This window comes from Nocardia farcinica (assembly GCF_001182745.1).
GTDB classification, from domain to species: Bacteria; Actinomycetota; Actinomycetes; order Mycobacteriales; family Mycobacteriaceae; genus Nocardia; species Nocardia farcinica.
The window spans coordinates 803981-820230 of record NZ_LN868939.1; the positions used below are offsets into that span (position 1 = coordinate 803981).

Genomic DNA, 16250 nt, shown 5'->3' on the forward strand with positions numbered 1-16250 from the left:
AATCCTCACCGTCCTTGCCCTGTGCGTCCCAGTGGCGGTTCGCCATTGGACATACCGCGCGGTCCGGTCGGCACCCGCACATTTCCACACGCGCTAGTTCGACGTGCCGAAAATAGCTTCGTGCCAGTATTTTTGCGGGTCGCGGAACCAGGCGCCGATTCGACTGTTGTCGAGCTGGCGAAGTTGGGTCAGGTCGATGTGGTACCGGTGGAAGAGGGCTAGGAGTTCTCGCAGGGAGTCGTCGTCTACTGGGGTCTCGACGACAATCTCCAACGTGCTGAGTCGCCCACCGTACGAGCGGACCGCGGGGATCCTGTCGAGCCACGCGAAGAACGCCGCCTCATCACCACGCGAGTAGTACCAGACGTCGGTCGCCTCCAGTACCACCGTCGACCCGTCGCCCATCAGCTTCCTCCTCCTGGTCTGACGTTCTTGTAGCCGCCCTTCGGGAACTCCACATCCCAATGCGGGCCGCCGTGTGCCGCACCGCCCTGCCCGGTAGGCACCCACACATTTCCGTCGGCATCCTCCCAGCCGAAGCCGCGACCGTTGGGATTGGGCACCCAGCGGTCACCGCCTTTGGGTGGCACGAATCCTTCCGCGTCACCTGGACGACCTGGCGCCTTGGGCCCGTTGGGATCGTAGGCATTGGCCGGGGGCTTGTAATTCGAGTTGAATGCCGAATCCCCGGCGATGGACAGAATGGTCAGGCCGGAGATGGTGGCGAGTGCACCGACCGCGAGTGCTGCGGCGCTGAACTTTATCCCGGCCAGTGCTGTGAAGAACGACCCGATGGCGCCGGCAATGGCGGTCGCGGCGGTGTCCAGCGCGGGGCCCTCCACTGTTGCCGCCCGCGGATTGCGGATAGACACGGCGGTTACGGCGATGACGACCGAGGCGACGACGAGCGTGGCGGCCACCTGAGTATTGATGTCTGCGCGAACCGCGACGACAGCGGCGTGGTGGCTGGTTGTCGATTTCGCAAGATCGTCGGCGACCAGCTGGATCTCGTCCGCCTTCTTCGCAAGTGTTCTGAGGTGGCCGGTCAGGTTCGGGATGTCGGGTGCATCGAACTTGCCGAGTCCGTCGGCAACGACTCGCAGCCGGGCTCCGGCGGCGAAGATCGTGTTGTTGTCGGCGAAGGATTTCCACGCCTGGGCCACCCGGTCGAGCTTGTCGGTGTCGCCGTCGGGGACTTTGTCACCCGCGAGCTTGGCGACGACCTTGTCGTACAACTCCGGAAAGTCAGTCTCTAGTCCGGGACCGTTGTCCCGCGACGACGCTACACCAACGACAACGCCAGCGCCGTAGGGCAACTCGGAGGGAATAGTGCGCGGACAAGCAGGACCGGTCCCCTTGTTCGGGTCGCGGTTTGCTGCGTAGTTGGAGCATTCCCAGTTATAGCCCGACGCGATCAGAATGTCGCCGAAATGCTGCAGCGCCCTGGCGAAGTTGGTCGCTGCGGTGGTGAAAGCACCCGCGCGCTCATCGTAGGCCTCGGACCATGCCTTCGCGGCCTGGCAACTACCGGCCATACCGCTGGTTTCGAGCAGCGCTGTCTGCAGCGGGTTGTACGCGGATTGAAACTCCCTCGACAGCTTGTAGCACTCCTCCGCGGCCGTGTAATAGGACTGGGGCGCAACAACAGCCACGTCATCCCCCCGTCATGCGCAGGTTAACTGTCGTCGCGTCCGAATAGGACTCGTGTGCCGTACGGCCTGCCTGTTCCATCTGAGCCAGCCCGTCGAGCAGCTCACGTGCCGCTGCCACCCAGACCCGATGTTCCTCGGCGTAGGCCGCCGCGGCCGCGCCTGTCCACTGCCCGCTCTGCATGAGGCCTTGGACGGTGCGGTCCAGTGCATCGAGATGGTCGGCGAAGAACTCTTTGAAGCCGCGGGCGCGGCCGGTCACCTGGTCGATGTGATCGAGATCGAACGCGAATTCAGAGGTCATGTCGTCAGTCCAACTGCAGCGAGCTGATCGGCGCCGCGTTGGAGGTGTCCTGATCCCGCAGCGTCGACGCACTGACGCCGAGCCTCGAGGCCAGGTCGGTGAGCGCATCCCATGCCTTCATCGCGCCGTCCTGCATGTCATCCCACCCCTCGCGATAGGCGTCTGCAGCGCTCCCCTTCCAGGTGTCGAACAACGCCTGAACCTCACGGTCCAACGCTATCGATCCCGATTTCAGCTGTTGCGCAATGTCATAGGCACGCCTGCCGACCGCCGTCACCGCGTCGGGAACGACGTTCAGCGGTTGGTCGTCTGTCGCCATGTCTCTCCTCCCCACCCCCAGACCCTACCCGCCCTTCGCGGCGCTCATCAGGTCTGGGCCTGATCGAACTGGCGCCGCTGACGCAGCACCGAAGCCGTCCCATTGCACCACCGGTGACGAGGGCCCCTCCAAGGGGGCGCCGCAATGGCTGGCCGGCCCGGTCACCGCCGCGGAACGCGTCGAGGCATACCGGGCGAATGCCCTGTTCGACGCGCACCGTGACGGCCCGGAGTTCGGTACCGATTCCTGGCCGACGAAGCCAGTGCCGCAGGTGAGCCGATGGCCGGTCGGACGGCGTGGCGGATCTGCTCGGCGAACCGATGGTGGAGTGTCTCTGACGGGACAATAGGCTACGTTACCGCCGGTTTCAGGCAGTTCCCGCCGTACATGGAAGTTCTCTGGATGAGCGTGGTGGATCACATCGAGGCTAGATCATGTCCTTCGCGGTCATCCACCGCATCGTCAGCCAGCCGCAGAAGACGGGCAGCCAGCAGGTCAGCACCCGGTAGAGCAGCACGGCGGGCACGGCGATGTCGGCGGGCAGGCCGAAGGCGGCCAGGCCGCCGATGAGCGCCGCCTCGACCGCGCCGACACCGCCGGGGGTCGGCGCCGCCGAGGCCAGGGTGCCGCCGATCATGGTCACGATGGTGACGGTGACGAATGTCGTTCCGCCGCCGAACGCTTCGACGCTGGCCCACAGCGCCCCCGCCATGCCGAGCGTGATCGCCGCGCAGCCGCCGACGATGGTGGCGAAGCGTTTCGGATCGCGCGCCAGCTGGCCGAGTTCGCCGAGGACTTCCTGTAATTGGGGCCGCACCGAATTGTTGAGCCAGCGGCGCAGCTTCGGCACGAACATGAAGGTGCCGATGATGCCGACACCGACGCCCGCCGCGAGGTAGATGATGGTGGGGTCCGGCACGAAGTGCGACAGGTCCGCCGAGGTGCCCGCCACGATGCTGAACAGCACGAGCAGGCTCACATGGGTGATCACCTGCACCGCCTGTTGCAGTGCCACCGCCGCGGTGGCCCGCACCGCACCGAGCCCGCCCTTCTGCAGGAACCGCACGCTCAGCGCGAGCCCGCCCACCCGGGCCGGGGTGGTGGTGGCGGCGAAGGTGTTGGCGATCTGCATGATGACCAGATCGCGCATCCGGACCAGGCCCGACGCGCACGCCCACAGCGCGGCCGCGGCGCCGACATAGGTCAGCGAGGACACCGCCAGGCCGAGCAGCGCCCACCACCAGTTCGCCGTGCGCAACTGGGTGAAGAACGTCGGCACCGCGCTGATGAACGGGTAGGCCACGTAGACCAGGCCGATGAGCAGCACCAGCTGGATGATCTGGTTGCGCGAGAAGCGGGTGATCTGGTCGGCCTCGATGCGGTCCTGCCCGGTCTGCTTGCGCACCTCCTCGCGCGCCTCGGACACCCGCTTGCCCCATTCCGGCAGCGCCACCCGGATTCCGGAAGGCATCGCCGATTTCGTCAGCCTGCGGGTCGCGGTCAGCACGGTCTGCTCGCCGAGGGTGGCGATGGCCGCGGCGACGGCGGCCTCCTTGCCGTGGATCGCGGTCGTGGTGACCAGCAGTTGCGCGATATCGGTCTGCAACTGGGTGTCGGTGGCGCCGAACTCGGCGTTGCCGAATCCGGTGAACAGCACCTTGTCGCCGTCGACGCGCACGTCGTCGGGGCGCAGGTCGCCGTGCGCGACACGGCCGGTGTGCAGCGCGTCCAGCGCCTGCCACACCGTCGGCAACATCTCGGCCAGGGCGGTGTCCAACGGCTGTCCCGCGGCGACGGTGTGCGCGTAGAGCACCCAGCCGCGGTCCAGCGCCGCCACCGACACCACGCGCTGACCCGCCAGCCCGAGATCGCCCACCGCGATGGCCATCAGCGCGCGGTGCTCGACGGCCCGGTGCATCGAGCCGTGCATGGCGGCGGTCTCACTGCTGCGGAAGGTGAGCCAGCGCCACAGCATCCGCAGCGCGCCGTGACTGCGCTGGTTCTTGCCGTACAACTCGACGGTGAGTTCGCGTTCCGGCCCGTCCACGGCCGCGGCCAGCACCAACGGGCCCGACCCGGCGGGCCTGCGCACGGTGAACCCGGTGACCCGGTGGCCTTCGCGCCGCAGGACCCGTACCGCGGCCTCGAGCGGCACCTCCAGCGCGGGCGTGCCGACCACCCACACGATCAGCGCGCCCACCAGCCAGCCGACGGCCAGGCCGAACATCGCCCGCGCCGGAACGACGGTGCTCACCACCAGGTGGATGGGAGCGAAGGCCAGCAGCAGGAACCACCACCACCGGCGCGGCCGGGTCGGCAGCCACGGGCTCGACACGGTGAGCACCGCGGCCAGCATGGCGATCCAGCGCGGATCGTCGAGGAACTGCGAGAGGAAGGTGTCGAGCCGGTCGGGCACCTGCAGATGCCACTGCGGTGCCGACAGGCCGGTGCCGGTGATGGACAGCAGCAGCCCGGCCACCAGACCGGCGGCGGCGTAGCCGGCCAGCAGTTTCCACTGCCTGCCGATGACGAGCTCGATGAGGATCGCGAACGGCAGGATCAGGATCGCCACGCCGTAGAGCAGGTAGACCAGGTTGGACTGATCGGGGGTGAGGAAGCCGACGATGTCGGAGACCGAGCGCTCCAGCGCCAGCCATTCCGGCCGGGTGATCACCGAGGCCGCGATCACCACCGCCAGCCACAGTGCCGCGAGCATGACTCGGACGATGTCGGTCGTCCGCCGGGTCAGCGGCTGTAGCAGGCTCCCGGTGACCGGGATCTCCCGCCCGTCGACTCGCATGTCGTATCGGCACTTTCGGATCGATTCGCGCTGGCTCGGCCACCCTCAGCGCACGCTCCGTGAGTATGCAGCAGGTCGCCGCGACCGCCGGGCACCAACACGCCGCAGCGGGCTCGCCGGCGCGCGGTGCCGCTCACGGCCGATCATCACCCTGCCAGAAACCCGGCGCCCGGGGGGAGCCCACCCCGGTACCGCCCGGCGTCCGGCCGGTGACCGGCGACCTGCCACGATCGAGCGCATGCTCGACGATGTCCGCGTCTGTTTCGCCGGCGACTCCTTCGTCGCGGGAGTCGGTGACCCGCACGCCCTCGGCTGGGCGGGGCGCCTCACCGCGACGGCCATCCGGGCGGGCGTGCCCCTCACCGCCTACAACCTGGGCGTGCGGCGCGAGACCACGCCGATGATCGCCGCCCGGCTGATCGCCGAATGCGGGCCACGACTGCCCGCGGACGTCGCCGCGGGAGTGGTGCTCAGCTGCGGCGTCAACGACGGCACCCGGGAGAACGGCACCGTCCGCGTCGCGGTGCCGACCGCGACGGCGGCGATGCGGGAGCTGCTCGCCGCGGTGCACGCGCGCGGCTGGCGGGCGCTCGTGGTCGGCCCACCCCCGGTCGACGACGACGCGCACAACGAGCGTTCCGCCGCGCTGGAACAGTCCTTCGCCACCGTCTGTGCCGCCGCCGGCGTCTCCTTCCTGCCCGTCCACCACGCGCTGCGGTCGAACGAGGTGTGGATGCGCGAGGTCCGCGCGGGCGACGGCGCACACCCCGGCGCCGCGGGGTACACCGAACTCGCCGCGCTCGTCGAGCCCACCTGGGGCGCCTGGCTGGACGGCTTCGCCGACGGCGCCGCGGCGGGCCGCCACGTGCCGAGGTGACGATCTTCGGCAAGTCACCGGCACACCGACGAGCATCGCCCGTACCGTGGCCCTATGACCGAGTCAGCAGAACCGCTGCCCGCGATCCCTCTGGACTCCTGGCTCCCCACCAAGGAGACGCTGCACCGCTTCTCCCAGGTCGTCGGCAAGGTCGCCCTCGCCAAGGGCATCCGCCGCAATCACTGGTGGCACATGACCTTCCGGCTCACCGCCCGCGGCTGGACCACCGTCCCGCTCGGTGACGCCCGCACCGGGCCGGTGTTCACCTGCGCCTTCGACTTCTTCGACCATGTCCTGCGCATCGCCACCGACGAGGGCGTCCAGGTCGAATTCGATCTGCCCGGCAAATCGGTGGCGGCCTTCTACACCGACGTGCTCGGCGCCCTGGGCGACCTCGGCATCGACCTGGTGATGCGCAACCCGCACCCGTTCGACCTGCCCGACGCCGACCGCCCGTTCGAGGAGGACACCGAACACGCCGACTACGACCCGGACGCGGTGCGCCTGGCCTTCCAGGTGCAGAGCCGGGTCGGGCGCATCCTCGAGGAGTTCAGCGCCACCTACTCCGGCAAGATCAGCCCGGTCCAGCTGTTCTGGCACACCTTCGACCTGGCCGTGCAGCGGTTCTCGCCGCGGCGGGTGGACATGCCGGCCAGCGTCGACCCGGTCACCCGTGAGGCGTACTCGCGGGAGGTGATCAGCGCCGGCTTCTGGTTCGGCGACGAGAAGGTGCCCGAGCCCACCTTCTACTCCTATGTGGCACCCGAACCCGACGGGCTCAGCGACCGCCCGCTGCGGCCCGCGGGCGCCCGGTGGGTGGCATCCGGGTCCGGCCATTCCGCCTACTACGCCTACGACGCCGCCCGCGACACCGAGGACCCCGTCGGCGCCGCGCTGGAGTTCTTCCAGACCGTCTACCGGCAGGGCTCCGAGCTGGCCGGATGGGATGCCGCGGCGCTGGCCTGCTGGGGCGGCATCACCGATCCGGTGCTCGAGAAACGCGCGGGCCGTTGGCCGGAATGGCCGGACTGATCAGCTGTTGAGCTTGTTCAGCCGCTCGCACGCCTCCACGTACTGGTTGACCAGCCGCTCCATCACGTCCGCGGACCGCTCGACCTTCTTCATCATGCCGACCACCTGGCCGACCGGGTTGAAGTTGACGTCCTTGGCCGCCTCCGGGTAGCGGTGGCCGCGCTTGACGCCCTCGATCGCGACCATCATCTGCAGCGGCATCGGCAGCGGGTCGGGGGTGTCGGCGCGTTCCCACGCCTCGGTCCAGTCGTTGCGCAGCATCCGCGCGGGCTTACCGGTCCAGGCCCGCGAGCGGACGGTGTCGTGGCTGGAGGCGTCGATCAGCGACTGCATCTGGGCGGGCGGCACATTGGCCTCCTCGACCGTCAGCCAGATCGAGCCGGTCCACGCGCCCGCCGCGCCCATCGCCATCGCCGCCGCGATCTGGCGGCCGTCGCCGATACCGCCCGCCGCGAGCACCGGCAGGTCCCCGACCGCGTCGATGACCTGCGGCCACAGCACCATCGAGGAGACCTCGCCGCAGTGGCCGCCGCCCTCGGTGCCCTGGCAGACCACGAAGTCCAGCCCGGCTTCCTTGTGCTTGAGCGCGTGCTTGACCGACCCGCACAGCGCGCCGATCAACCGGCCGGAGTCCTTGATCTGCTGCACCACGTCCTCGGGCGGGGTGCCGAGCGCGTTGGCCACCAGCTTGGCCTTGGGGTGCTTCAAAATCACCTCGACCTGCGGGCCCGCGGTGGTCGCGGTCCAGCCGAGCAGCTGGTTCGGGTGCTCGCCCTCGGGCAGCGGCGGCACGCCGTGATCGGCCAGGATCTTCTCGGCGAACTCGCGGTGGCCCTGCGGCACCATCTCGGCCAGCTTGGCCTCGAGTTCCTCCGGGCTCAGGCCCTCGATCCCCTTGCCCTCGTACTTCGAGGGAATCACCAGGTCGACGCCGTAGACGCCGTGGACGTGCTCGTCGAGCCAGGCCAGCTCCACCTCGAGCTGTTCGGCGGTGAAGCCGACCGCGCCGAGCACGCCGAGGCCACCGGCATTGCTGACCGCGGCCGCGACGTCGCGGCAATGGGTGAAGGCGAAGATGGGGAACTCGATCCCCAGCCGGTCGCAGATTTCGGTACGCATCGGGTGCTGGTCTCCCTTACCTGCGCCGCGGCCTGCGGAACGCGGGCGGCGAACGCTCTAGAACGGGTTACATAGACGCCGTCTCGTGTTCTAGTCGAGCGCGGCTCGATGACACCCGGCCCGGTCGAAACTGCCGCATACCGCGAGTATCGCCATGACGCGGTGGTGCGGCGACCGACCGGAGGGTGCACCATGCAATGACAGTAACACGTTCTAGTTTTGTAGCGGGATACCCAATTTTCCGCCCCGCGTCAGACCGCCTCCTCCAGCGCCGCCAAGGCGTCTTCCAGATGATCGAGCAACCGGTGCAGATCGGGCACGGCCCGACGGCAACCCACCAACCCGAAGTCCAGATTCCCGGCGTTGGAGGTGAGGGTGATGTTCACCGCCTGGCCGTCGAGCGGGATCGACAGCGGGTAGCTGGCATCCAGCCGCGCACCGTTCCAGAACATCGGCTCCCGCGGCCCCGGCACATTGGAGATGACGATGTTGAACGGCGGCGTGGTGAACGGGATCAGCGCGGGCAGCAGATTGATCGCGATCGGGCTGATCATCAGCGCCGACAACGCCATCGACTGCACCGGCGTCAACGAGCGATACACCTCCTTGCTGCGCCGCATCGACTCCGCGACCACCCGCAGCCGCTGCACCGGATCGGCCACGTCGGTGCCCAGGTTCGCCAGCAGCGCACCCACCTTCACCCCGTCCGGCTCGTCGTCGTCCTGATCGCGCAGCGACAGCGGCACCATCGCCACCAGCGGCCGATCCGGCAGCGCCGCACGGTCGAGCAGATACGCGCGCAGCGCCCCCGCCGACATCGCCAGCACCACGTCGTTGAGGGTCGTCCCGGTCGCCTTGCGCACCTGGTTCAGCCGCTCCATCGGCCACGACCGCACCACCGCCCGCCGCGCCCCGCCGATCGGCACGTTGAACAGCGTGCGGGGCGCCTCGAACGGCAGCGTCGACTGCTGGCGCAGCAAGGCCGTGCCCGCCGCCCGCGCCACCGCGGGCACCGAACCGGCCGCCGCGGTCAACTGCCGAGCCGCGCCGAGCACTCCGCCCGGCCGCGCCGGCTTCGACCGAGGCGAGCGCGGCAGATTCCACGGCACCCGCGGCGGCGCGGCCGGATCCTCGGTCAGGGTGCGCCGGATCAGCCGCTGGGCCGACACTCCGTCGATCAGCGCGTGGTGCATCTTCGAATACAGCGCGATCCGCCCGTCCCGCAACCCCTCGATCAGGTGCAGCTCCCACAGCGGTCGGTGCCGGTCCAGCAACGCGCCGTGCAGCGCGGCGACCAGGTCGAGCAACTGGTCGTGGCTGCCCGGCGTCGGCAGGGCCACGCGTCGCACGTGGTACGCCAGATCCACCTCGGCCGCACGCGTCCAGTTCAGCAGGCTCGGCGCCCCCAGCAGGTTCGCCGGGTGCTTGCGGAAGGTGGGATGCAGCTCCCCCGACGAGAGCAGTGCGGCGTGCGTCTGTGCCGCGAAATCCGGTCCCGCCCCCTCCGGCGGTTCGAACAATTGCAGTGATCCCACGTGCATCGGTTGCTCGCGGGATTCGGCCAGCAGGAAAACGGCATCGATCGGTGCGATGAGATCCATCGGTGAAGGTCGCCCCCTGACGACGGTGCCGGGCTCGCGAACCACACGAGCCCGTGACGGACATGGACGGTCGACCACGCTGTCGAATTGGGCACGTGCGGCATGAAGCCCCCTGCACGATGGCACCAAGGTACCGTCCGCCGGCCGCCACGGCAGCCGATCGGTGGCTCAGATCTCCTTCTTCACCAGCAGATACCCCTGATCGCCACGCTCATCGGGCAGCGGCGCGCGCAACATCCGGGCGACCACGGTGAAACCGGCCGCCCGAGCCACCGCGCCCAGCCGCTCCGGCGGCCACCGGAACGCCCGAATCACCTTGTGTTCGTACGGAACCGGATCGGCCTCGCCGTCCACCGCCTGGAACCCCAGCAGCGCGTGCCCACCCGGGCGGAGTACCCGGAAGAACTCGTCCAACACGGCGGGCACCCGCTCCGGCGGCAGGTGGATCAGCGAATACCAGGCCAGCAGGCCGGCCAGCGCGTCCGCGGGGAGATCGACCCGCTCGAGCGAACCGACCTCGAAACGCAACGCCGGATACTCCGCGCGCGCGATCTCGATCATGCGCGGGGACAGGTCGATACCGAAGACGTCCAGCCCGGCGTCGGCCAGGTATCCGGTGAGCCGACCCGGCCCACAGCCGAGATCGGCGACCGGCCCGTCGCCCACCAACTCCGCGAAGACCGCCAGCGCGGAACGCTCGAAGGGGTTGGCGGCGAGCACGTCCCGGGCCATGTCGGTGTAGAGCTCGGCGACGGCGTCGTAGGCGGCGGCGGTGTCCATCCCGCCATCATGCCGGGGCGAGCCACCGACCGCTCGGAGCGGTCGCCGCGAGATGGACGCGGGCTGATCTCCCCATCGCGTCGCGTGACCGGTGTCGTGGCGGGTTGGCGAGGCGGCCTGGCCGCCCGTGTCCGCTACCGGCCGCTGGGTGCCGGGGTGGTGGTCGTCGGCGCTACCGGGACCGACGGCTGGGTCGCCGCGGCGTCGGTGGTCGGCACCGGTGCCGCGGTGGTCGTCGGCGCGGCGGTCTTCGGGTCGGCGGTCGTGGCCGGGGCGTTCGTCGTCGGTGCCGTCGAGTTGCCCGTCGTGGTCGGGGCCGCGCCGGTCGTCGTCGGTGCGACGGTGGTGGTCGGCGCTGCGGTGGTTGGCACAGTCGTGCTCGGGGCGGTGGTGCTCGGGGCGGCAGTGCTCGGTGCTCCGGTGGTCGTCGCCGCGACGGTGGCCTCGACCTCCTCGTACGCGGCGGCCAGTTCGGCGGGCGCGGGCTTGGTGGTCGTGTTCAGCGGCACCCCGGCCTGCGCCTGCTTGGCCAGGTGGGTGAGCCACGCCGCGGCGTATTCCGCGGAGGTCAGCGGCTTGCCGGCGGAGGGGTCGGCGTCGTCCCAGTAGTCGAAGTGGTGGCCGGAGTGGTTGGGGCCGAGGGTGAGGTTGTAGGGGTCGCTCAGGATCACCGGGATCGTGTTCTGGTTGGTCACCAGCAGCCCGATCACCTCGTTGAACAGCTTCTGCGGCAGATACGCCAGCGGCGACATCTCCTCGGCCGCGATCGCATCCGCCCGCGCGGGCTCCCGCGGCGTCTCGCCCGGCTTGTACTCCGGATCCGACACGCGCAGCAGCACCTCGAGGAAGGTCTCGTCGCTGGCCATCCAGTTCGGCTGCGCGGCGATGTCGGCGAAGGCGGCCATCGCGATCTGCCCGAGCACCGCGGCGACATCACCACCGGTCGCCGGGGTGAGACCCTCGCGTTCGAGCCGGTCCACGTCCAGCTGCCTGCCCACGTTCACCACCAGCTGTAGCAGCGAAATGTTCTGCGGCGCAGCACAGGTCAGGTCACCGTCGGAGCAGAACGAAGCGATCTTGCCGTTCAGCGCGCCGAAGTCGCCGCTGGTGCCGGGCAGCGCCCCCTGGCCGGGCACGGGTGTGTTGCCGTTCTGGTACTGCTGATCGAAACCGTCCGGGTTGGCGAACGGGTCCTCGGCGCCGGGGAACGGTCCGTCGCCGGCCGAGCGGCCCGCGTCGGCCAGGATCACCACGCCGACGACCTGCGTCGGATCGACCACCGCGTAGGTACCGTCGGCGCCCGCCTCGTCGTGACCGATGCCCATCGCCACGCGACGCACCACATCGGCGCCCTCGCTGTAGCCGACGATCGCGAAGCGGGTGTCCGGGCAGGCCTGCGCGATCTCCCGCATCACCTGCTGGGTGTTCGCCACGCCCGCGTTCACCGCGTCCTCGTAGGTGGCCATGTTCGCCGGGTAGGCGATATAGACAGCCGCGTAGGAGCCGGGATCGACGTCGTCGGCGGGCGCGTTCACCACCGGGTTCAGCCACTCGCTGTTGTGATCGCCGGAGAGCGCGGCCGGCAACGGGTTGCCGTTGGCGTCGACGAGCATCAGCGTCGAGCCCTCGCGCGGGGTGTCGTTGCGCCCCGCCACCGAGATCGACACCATGTCGTGACACTCCGTCACCGACGCCTTGAGCTCGGTGTCGACGGTGCTCGACGGTGATGTCAGCGCCCACGACGCGGCCACCACGGCCGCCAGGCCGAGTACCGCGGGCGCCACGACAGCAGGCGCGATCCGATGCCGAACGAAGAACTCGCGAAGAGCCATGTCCCGGTCCCCAATCCATTTCCCACGAGCGGACGGACAGGCCCCCCGACGGGCCGTATGTCACCTAGCACGTCGGAACCGAGAACAAGATCGTTACTACCGGGCAACCGGCATCACGATTCGGTCGCGCAACGCCCCAGTGGCCGCAGGCGTTCCCTACCGCCCCACTACCCCCGCGCCATGTCCACGAACCGGCTCAGGTGCAGCTGGTGGGCGACGGTGATGGTGGCGGTCGGCCCGTTCCGGTGCTTGCCCACGATGAGGTCCGCCTCGCCGCCGCGCGGATCGTCCCGCTCGAACGCGTCGGGCCGGTGCAACAGGATCACCATGTCCGCATCCTGCTCGAGGCTGTTGTGGACCGAGATGCTCTGGGCCACGAAGTTGTGGGTGCCGGGCACGGTGCCGTCGTAGACATCCTGTTCGCCGAGCGAGGTGATCTCGACGATCTTGTCCCAGAAGACGTCGTTGGTCGCGTACATCTCGATGTCGGCGTCGTCGAGGACCGCGGCGACCCGGGCCAGGCGGGAGCGGCTCGGCGAGCGCTTCCACATGGTGGACCCGCAGAAGCGCGATCCCATCGCGGCGGAGAACTCGCGGTGCGTGATGTTCTTGGTGGCGAGGAGGTGTCGAACCTGGTTCCACACCTCTTTCGGCACCGTGTCGACATTGGTGTTGCGGACAAGCGGTTCCAGCTCCGCCAGCGCGACCTGTGCCGCGTCGCCCCGGGCGCCGTGCACTCCCACATCGCGAAGGAACACCGTCTGGTTGTCGGCGCCGTCGATGGTGAGGTGCCAGGCGTCGCGGTAACCCGGCTTGGTCACGCGGCGGATGCGGCCGTGAACACCGAGGCGTAGCAGCAACTGGGCGACGTCATCGATCAGGCGCCGACTGGTCGAGGTGTAGTAGACGCGGGCCTGGCGGTAGGTGCTGTCCCACCGCACCGAACCGTCGGTGGCCCACAGGTGCCGCAGGAACAAGGCGACCTGGTCGTTGGGCAGCGCGAACACACGGCGCGGGATGAACTTCTCGTGACTGCGCAGCCCGAACAGGCCGAGCTCGTCGAGCCAGGCCGCGATCGGGTTGCGCTTGCCGCGGCTGAGGCGATACGGCGCGGGCAACCGAAGGGTCGTGACCCGGGCCGCCGCGTAGTCGTCGCGTACGGCCGTCACGCCGAAGTGTTCGGCGGCTTCCGACACTGCGGCCAGGTTCTGCTCGTCGATGCTCGCGTACCGGACCGGCTGTCGCCGCACGCAGGAACCGTCACCGATCATGTGCGCGAGCAGCACGACCTCGGCATCGGCCATGCGCTCGGTGTGCACGGGCTCGGGGACCGAGCGCGGCGTGGCGAGACGGTCACCGACGGTCAGTCTGTCCAGCGGAATCCAGCCGTCAACTGTCAGGAACGGGTGATTGCCGGTCGCTTCCACCTCGCGCCCGGAGGCCAGCCGTAGCCGGAAGACTTCCTTGCGGCCACTCGGGAAGACCTTGACCATCGGGCGTGCCACCATGCGCATCCGCTCGTCGAGAGACCACACCAGCGGTTGCTCACCGCTGGCGAGCAACTCGCCCAGCGTGCTCTCGGCACCCGTGTCGGCGCGCAGGATGCGGGTCGAGGCGGGCAGGCAGCCGGACTCGCGGAGGTCGGAGACCATCGGGCGCTTGTCGGTGCGTTGCTCCGGGCCGCGGTTGAGCTGGCTGATGGCCACGACCGGGACTTCGAGTTCCTTGGCGAGCAGTTTGAGGTTTCGGGAGAAGTCGGAGACCTCCTGCTGGCGGGATTCGACCTTCTTGCCCGAGGTCATCAGCTGAAGGTAGTCCACGACAACGAGTTTGAGGTCGTGGCGCTGCTTGAGCCTGCGGGCCTTGGCGCGGATCTCCATCATGGTGAGGTTCGGCGAGTCGTCCACGAACAGCGGCGCCTCGGAGATCTCGCTCATCCGCCGCGCCAGCTTCGTCCAGTCGTCGTCGCTCATCCGCCCCGACCGCATGTCGGCCAGCTTGATCTTCGCCTCGGCCGACAGCAGCCGCATCACGATCTCGGTCCGGCTCATCTCCAGCGAGAAGATGACGCTCGCCAGCCCGTGCTTGATCGAGCAACTCCGCATGAAATCCATCCCGAGCGTGGACTTTCCCACGCCGGGGCGGGCGGCGACGATGATCATCTGGCCGGGGTGCAGGCCGTTGGTGAGTTCGTCGAGCTCGGAGAAGCCGGTGGGGACGCCGAGGGAGATGCCGCCGCGGGAGGCGATGGAGTCGATCTCGTCCATCGTCGGTTGCAGGAGTTCTTCGAGGGGGAGGAAGTCCTCGGTGGTGCGGCGTTCGGTGACCTCGTAGACCTCGGCCTGGGCGCGGTCGACGACCTCGGCGATGTCCTGGCCGTCGGCCCCCGCGTAGCCGTACTGGACGATGCGGGTGCCCGCTTCCACGAGGCGGCGCAGGATGGCCTTCTCGGCCACGATCTCGGCGTAGTAGCCGGCGTTGGCGGCGGTCGGCACGGTCTGGGTCAGGGTGACCAGGTAGGGGGCGCCGCCGATGCGCTTGAGTTCACCGCGGCGGTCCAGGCCCGCGGCGACGGTGACCGGGTCGGCGGGCTCGCCGCGACCGTACAGGTCGAGGATGGTGTCGTAGATGGCCTGGTGCGCGGGGCGATAGAAGTCGCCGGGCCGGATCACCTCGACGACGTCGGCGATGGCGTCCTTGCTGAGCAGCATGCCGCCCAGGACGGACTGCTCGGCCGCCATGTCGTGCGGTGGCTGGCGCCCGAAGTCCTCACCGGGAGGCTCGGGCGGGAAATCGGTGTGCCCGCGGTCATCGGTGGTCGTCACCAGCTTCGACCGTCCTCTCTGCCCGACGATTCGGCCCCACGATCGGGTTCCACCGTATGGATGACTCGTGTTCTACCCCCGGGCACCGACAGGTCGGCGGTGATCGTCCCGGGCCGTCCAGCAACCTCGCGACCACCTCGTCCGGCGCGGGTCGGTTCTGGACAATGCGAGGACACTAGGCGACCGAATCCGCCGTCGCCAAACCGAGCTGTGCACGAATCTGTGGATAACTTGGGGAGTGTTAACCACAGGTGTGTGCACCCCCTGTGGAAAACTTGGGGAAAACCAAGGTCAACGCCGTGATTTGCGCTGATAGATGCTGATTTCCGCATCTATAAAGGTGTGGATAGACAAAGTCGCGGCGTGTCGCCCGAGATGAACAACCGGGCGTGTTGGGTAAACAGCATGCGCGCAGGATATGAACTGAATCACATTACAGGCGGTCGGTTTTCGTGGCTGTCCACCGGTGATCCACAGGACATCGCGGACGAGGGCATATCAGCGGCGCTGATCTCGTCCCCCTGTCCCGCCGGGTGGACGGCAGAACAGGGCAAACTCCTCGCAACAGGTACGGAGCGCAGCCGTCATCACCCCCGTGTCGGACACGGGGGTGATGACGGCGGAGAGAATCGCGCCCGGCTCAGGAGGCCGCGGCGTCGACCTGCAGGTCGAACTTCGCGGTCACATCCGGGTGCAGGTGCACCGCGATGGTGTGCTTGCCGGTCGACTTGATGTGCGTCTTCGGCAGCTCGATGCTGCGCTTGTCGATCACCGGGCCACCGGCGGCCTTGATCGCGGCGGCGACATCGGACTGGGTGACCGAGCCGAACAGCTTGCCGGTGCCCGCGGTCTTGACCGACAGCGAGACCGCGGACAGGCCCTCGATGGCCTGCTTCAGCTCGTTGGCGTGGTCGAGGTCGCGCACGCGGCGGGCTTCCTGCGCCCGGCGGATGCCCTCGACCTGCTTCTGCGCGCCACGGCTGGCGACGATGGCCAGACCGCGGGGCAGCAGGTAGTTGCGGCCGTAGCCGTCCTTGACCTCCACGGTGTCGCCGGGGGCACCGAGGTTGTCCACGTCAGCAGTCAGAATCAACTTCATTTGCGTGCCTCCC

General features: G+C 68.9%; 13 protein-coding genes. 2 read left to right on the top strand and 11 right to left on the bottom strand.

Features of this window, described 5'->3' with window-relative positions:
* Nucleotides 1-93: 93 nt before the first annotated feature.
* The 5 genes from AMO33_RS20750 to AMO33_RS20770 all read right to left on the bottom strand — a co-directional run bounded on the left by AMO33_RS20750 (nucleotide 94) and on the right by AMO33_RS20770 (nucleotide 5072).
* Nucleotides 94-405 carry a hypothetical protein gene (locus AMO33_RS20750; RefSeq protein WP_011212122.1) on the bottom strand — a complete coding sequence of 104 codons (312 nt, stop codon included), beginning with the start codon at nucleotides 403-405 and terminating at the stop codon, nucleotides 94-96.
* Nucleotides 405-1652: a polymorphic toxin type 37 domain-containing protein gene (locus AMO33_RS20755; protein WP_011212121.1), complete on the bottom strand. Its 1248-nt coding sequence runs from the start codon at nucleotides 1650-1652 to the stop codon at nucleotides 405-407. Before AMO33_RS20755 ends, AMO33_RS20750 begins: the two co-directional genes overlap by 1 nt.
* Nucleotide 1653: 1 nt before the next feature.
* Complete coding sequence (locus tag AMO33_RS20760; RefSeq protein WP_011212120.1) at nucleotides 1654-1953, bottom strand: WXG100 family type VII secretion target; 300 nt, start codon at nucleotides 1951-1953, stop codon at nucleotides 1654-1656.
* A 4-nt stretch (nucleotides 1954-1957) separates the two neighbouring features.
* Nucleotides 1958-2272 (bottom strand): WXG100 family type VII secretion target, encoded by a 315-nt coding sequence (locus AMO33_RS20765; protein WP_060593955.1) that lies wholly within the window; start codon nucleotides 2270-2272, stop codon nucleotides 1958-1960.
* Between the two features lie 427 nt (nucleotides 2273-2699).
* A complete protein-coding gene (locus AMO33_RS20770) occupies nucleotides 2700-5072 on the bottom strand; it encodes a lysylphosphatidylglycerol synthase transmembrane domain-containing protein (RefSeq protein ID WP_060593956.1) in 2373 nt (790 codons plus the stop codon).
* 238 nt (nucleotides 5073-5310) lie between these two features.
* Between AMO33_RS20770 and AMO33_RS20775 the strand changes: the two genes are divergently transcribed.
* Both AMO33_RS20775 and AMO33_RS20780 read left to right on the top strand, forming a co-directional pair.
* On the top strand, nucleotides 5311-5949 hold the full coding sequence (locus AMO33_RS20775) for a DUF459 domain-containing protein (RefSeq protein WP_060593957.1): 639 nt from the start codon (nucleotides 5311-5313) through the stop codon (nucleotides 5947-5949).
* Nucleotides 5950-6003: 54 nt separating this feature from the next.
* Nucleotides 6004-6981 (top strand): DUF5996 family protein, encoded by a 978-nt coding sequence (locus AMO33_RS20780; RefSeq protein ID WP_011212115.1) that lies wholly within the window; start codon nucleotides 6004-6006, stop codon nucleotides 6979-6981.
* Here the strand turns inward: AMO33_RS20780 and AMO33_RS20785 are convergent, their stop codons facing one another.
* The 6 genes from AMO33_RS20785 to rplI form a co-directional block, all read right to left on the bottom strand.
* Nucleotides 6982-8100, bottom strand: coding sequence for an NAD(P)H-dependent flavin oxidoreductase (locus AMO33_RS20785; RefSeq protein WP_011212114.1), 1119 nt, complete (start codon nucleotides 8098-8100; stop codon nucleotides 6982-6984).
* Nucleotides 8101-8351: 251 nt separating this feature from the next.
* A complete protein-coding gene (locus AMO33_RS20790; RefSeq protein ID WP_060593958.1) occupies nucleotides 8352-9701 on the bottom strand; it encodes a WS/DGAT/MGAT family O-acyltransferase in 1350 nt (449 codons plus the stop codon).
* A gap of 168 nt (nucleotides 9702-9869) precedes the next feature.
* Nucleotides 9870-10481: a class I SAM-dependent methyltransferase gene (locus AMO33_RS20795; protein ID WP_060593959.1), complete on the bottom strand. Its 612-nt coding sequence runs from the start codon at nucleotides 10479-10481 to the stop codon at nucleotides 9870-9872.
* Nucleotides 10482-10615: 134 nt separating this feature from the next.
* Nucleotides 10616-12313: a cutinase family protein gene (locus tag AMO33_RS20800; protein ID WP_060593960.1), complete on the bottom strand. Its 1698-nt coding sequence runs from the start codon at nucleotides 12311-12313 to the stop codon at nucleotides 10616-10618.
* Nucleotides 12314-12480: 167 nt separating this feature from the next.
* Nucleotides 12481-15138, bottom strand: a complete 2658-nt coding sequence (locus AMO33_RS20805) for a replicative DNA helicase (protein WP_060593961.1) — start codon at nucleotides 15136-15138, stop codon at nucleotides 12481-12483.
* A gap of 640 nt (nucleotides 15139-15778) precedes the next feature.
* A complete protein-coding gene (rplI, locus tag AMO33_RS20810) occupies nucleotides 15779-16237 on the bottom strand; it encodes a 50S ribosomal protein L9 (RefSeq protein WP_060593962.1) in 459 nt (152 codons plus the stop codon).
* Between the last annotated feature and the right edge of the window lie 13 nt (nucleotides 16238-16250).

Coding starts and splice junctions, on each gene's coding strand:
- AMO33_RS20750 (WP_011212122.1), bottom strand. CDS start 405: ATGGGCGACGGGTCGACGGTGGTACTGGAGGCGACCGACGTCTGGTAC.
- AMO33_RS20760 (WP_011212120.1), bottom strand. CDS start 1,953: ATGACCTCTGAATTCGCGTTCGATCTCGATCACATCGACCAGGTGACC.
- AMO33_RS20765 (WP_060593955.1), bottom strand. CDS start 2,272: ATGGCGACAGACGACCAACCGCTGAACGTCGTTCCCGACGCGGTGACG.
- AMO33_RS20770 (WP_060593956.1), bottom strand. CDS start 5,072: ATGCGAGTCGACGGGCGGGAGATCCCGGTCACCGGGAGCCTGCTACAG.
- AMO33_RS20775 (WP_060593957.1), top strand. CDS start 5,311: ATGCTCGACGATGTCCGCGTCTGTTTCGCCGGCGACTCCTTCGTCGCG.
- AMO33_RS20780 (WP_011212115.1), top strand. CDS start 6,004: ATGACCGAGTCAGCAGAACCGCTGCCCGCGATCCCTCTGGACTCCTGG.
- AMO33_RS20785 (WP_011212114.1), bottom strand. CDS start 8,100: ATGCGTACCGAAATCTGCGACCGGCTGGGGATCGAGTTCCCCATCTTC.
- AMO33_RS20790 (WP_060593958.1), bottom strand. CDS start 9,701: ATGGATCTCATCGCACCGATCGATGCCGTTTTCCTGCTGGCCGAATCC.
- AMO33_RS20795 (WP_060593959.1), bottom strand. CDS start 10,481: ATGGACACCGCCGCCGCCTACGACGCCGTCGCCGAGCTCTACACCGAC.
- AMO33_RS20800 (WP_060593960.1), bottom strand. CDS start 12,313: ATGGCTCTTCGCGAGTTCTTCGTTCGGCATCGGATCGCGCCTGCTGTC.
- rplI (WP_060593962.1), bottom strand. CDS start 16,237: ATGAAGTTGATTCTGACTGCTGACGTGGACAACCTCGGTGCCCCCGGC.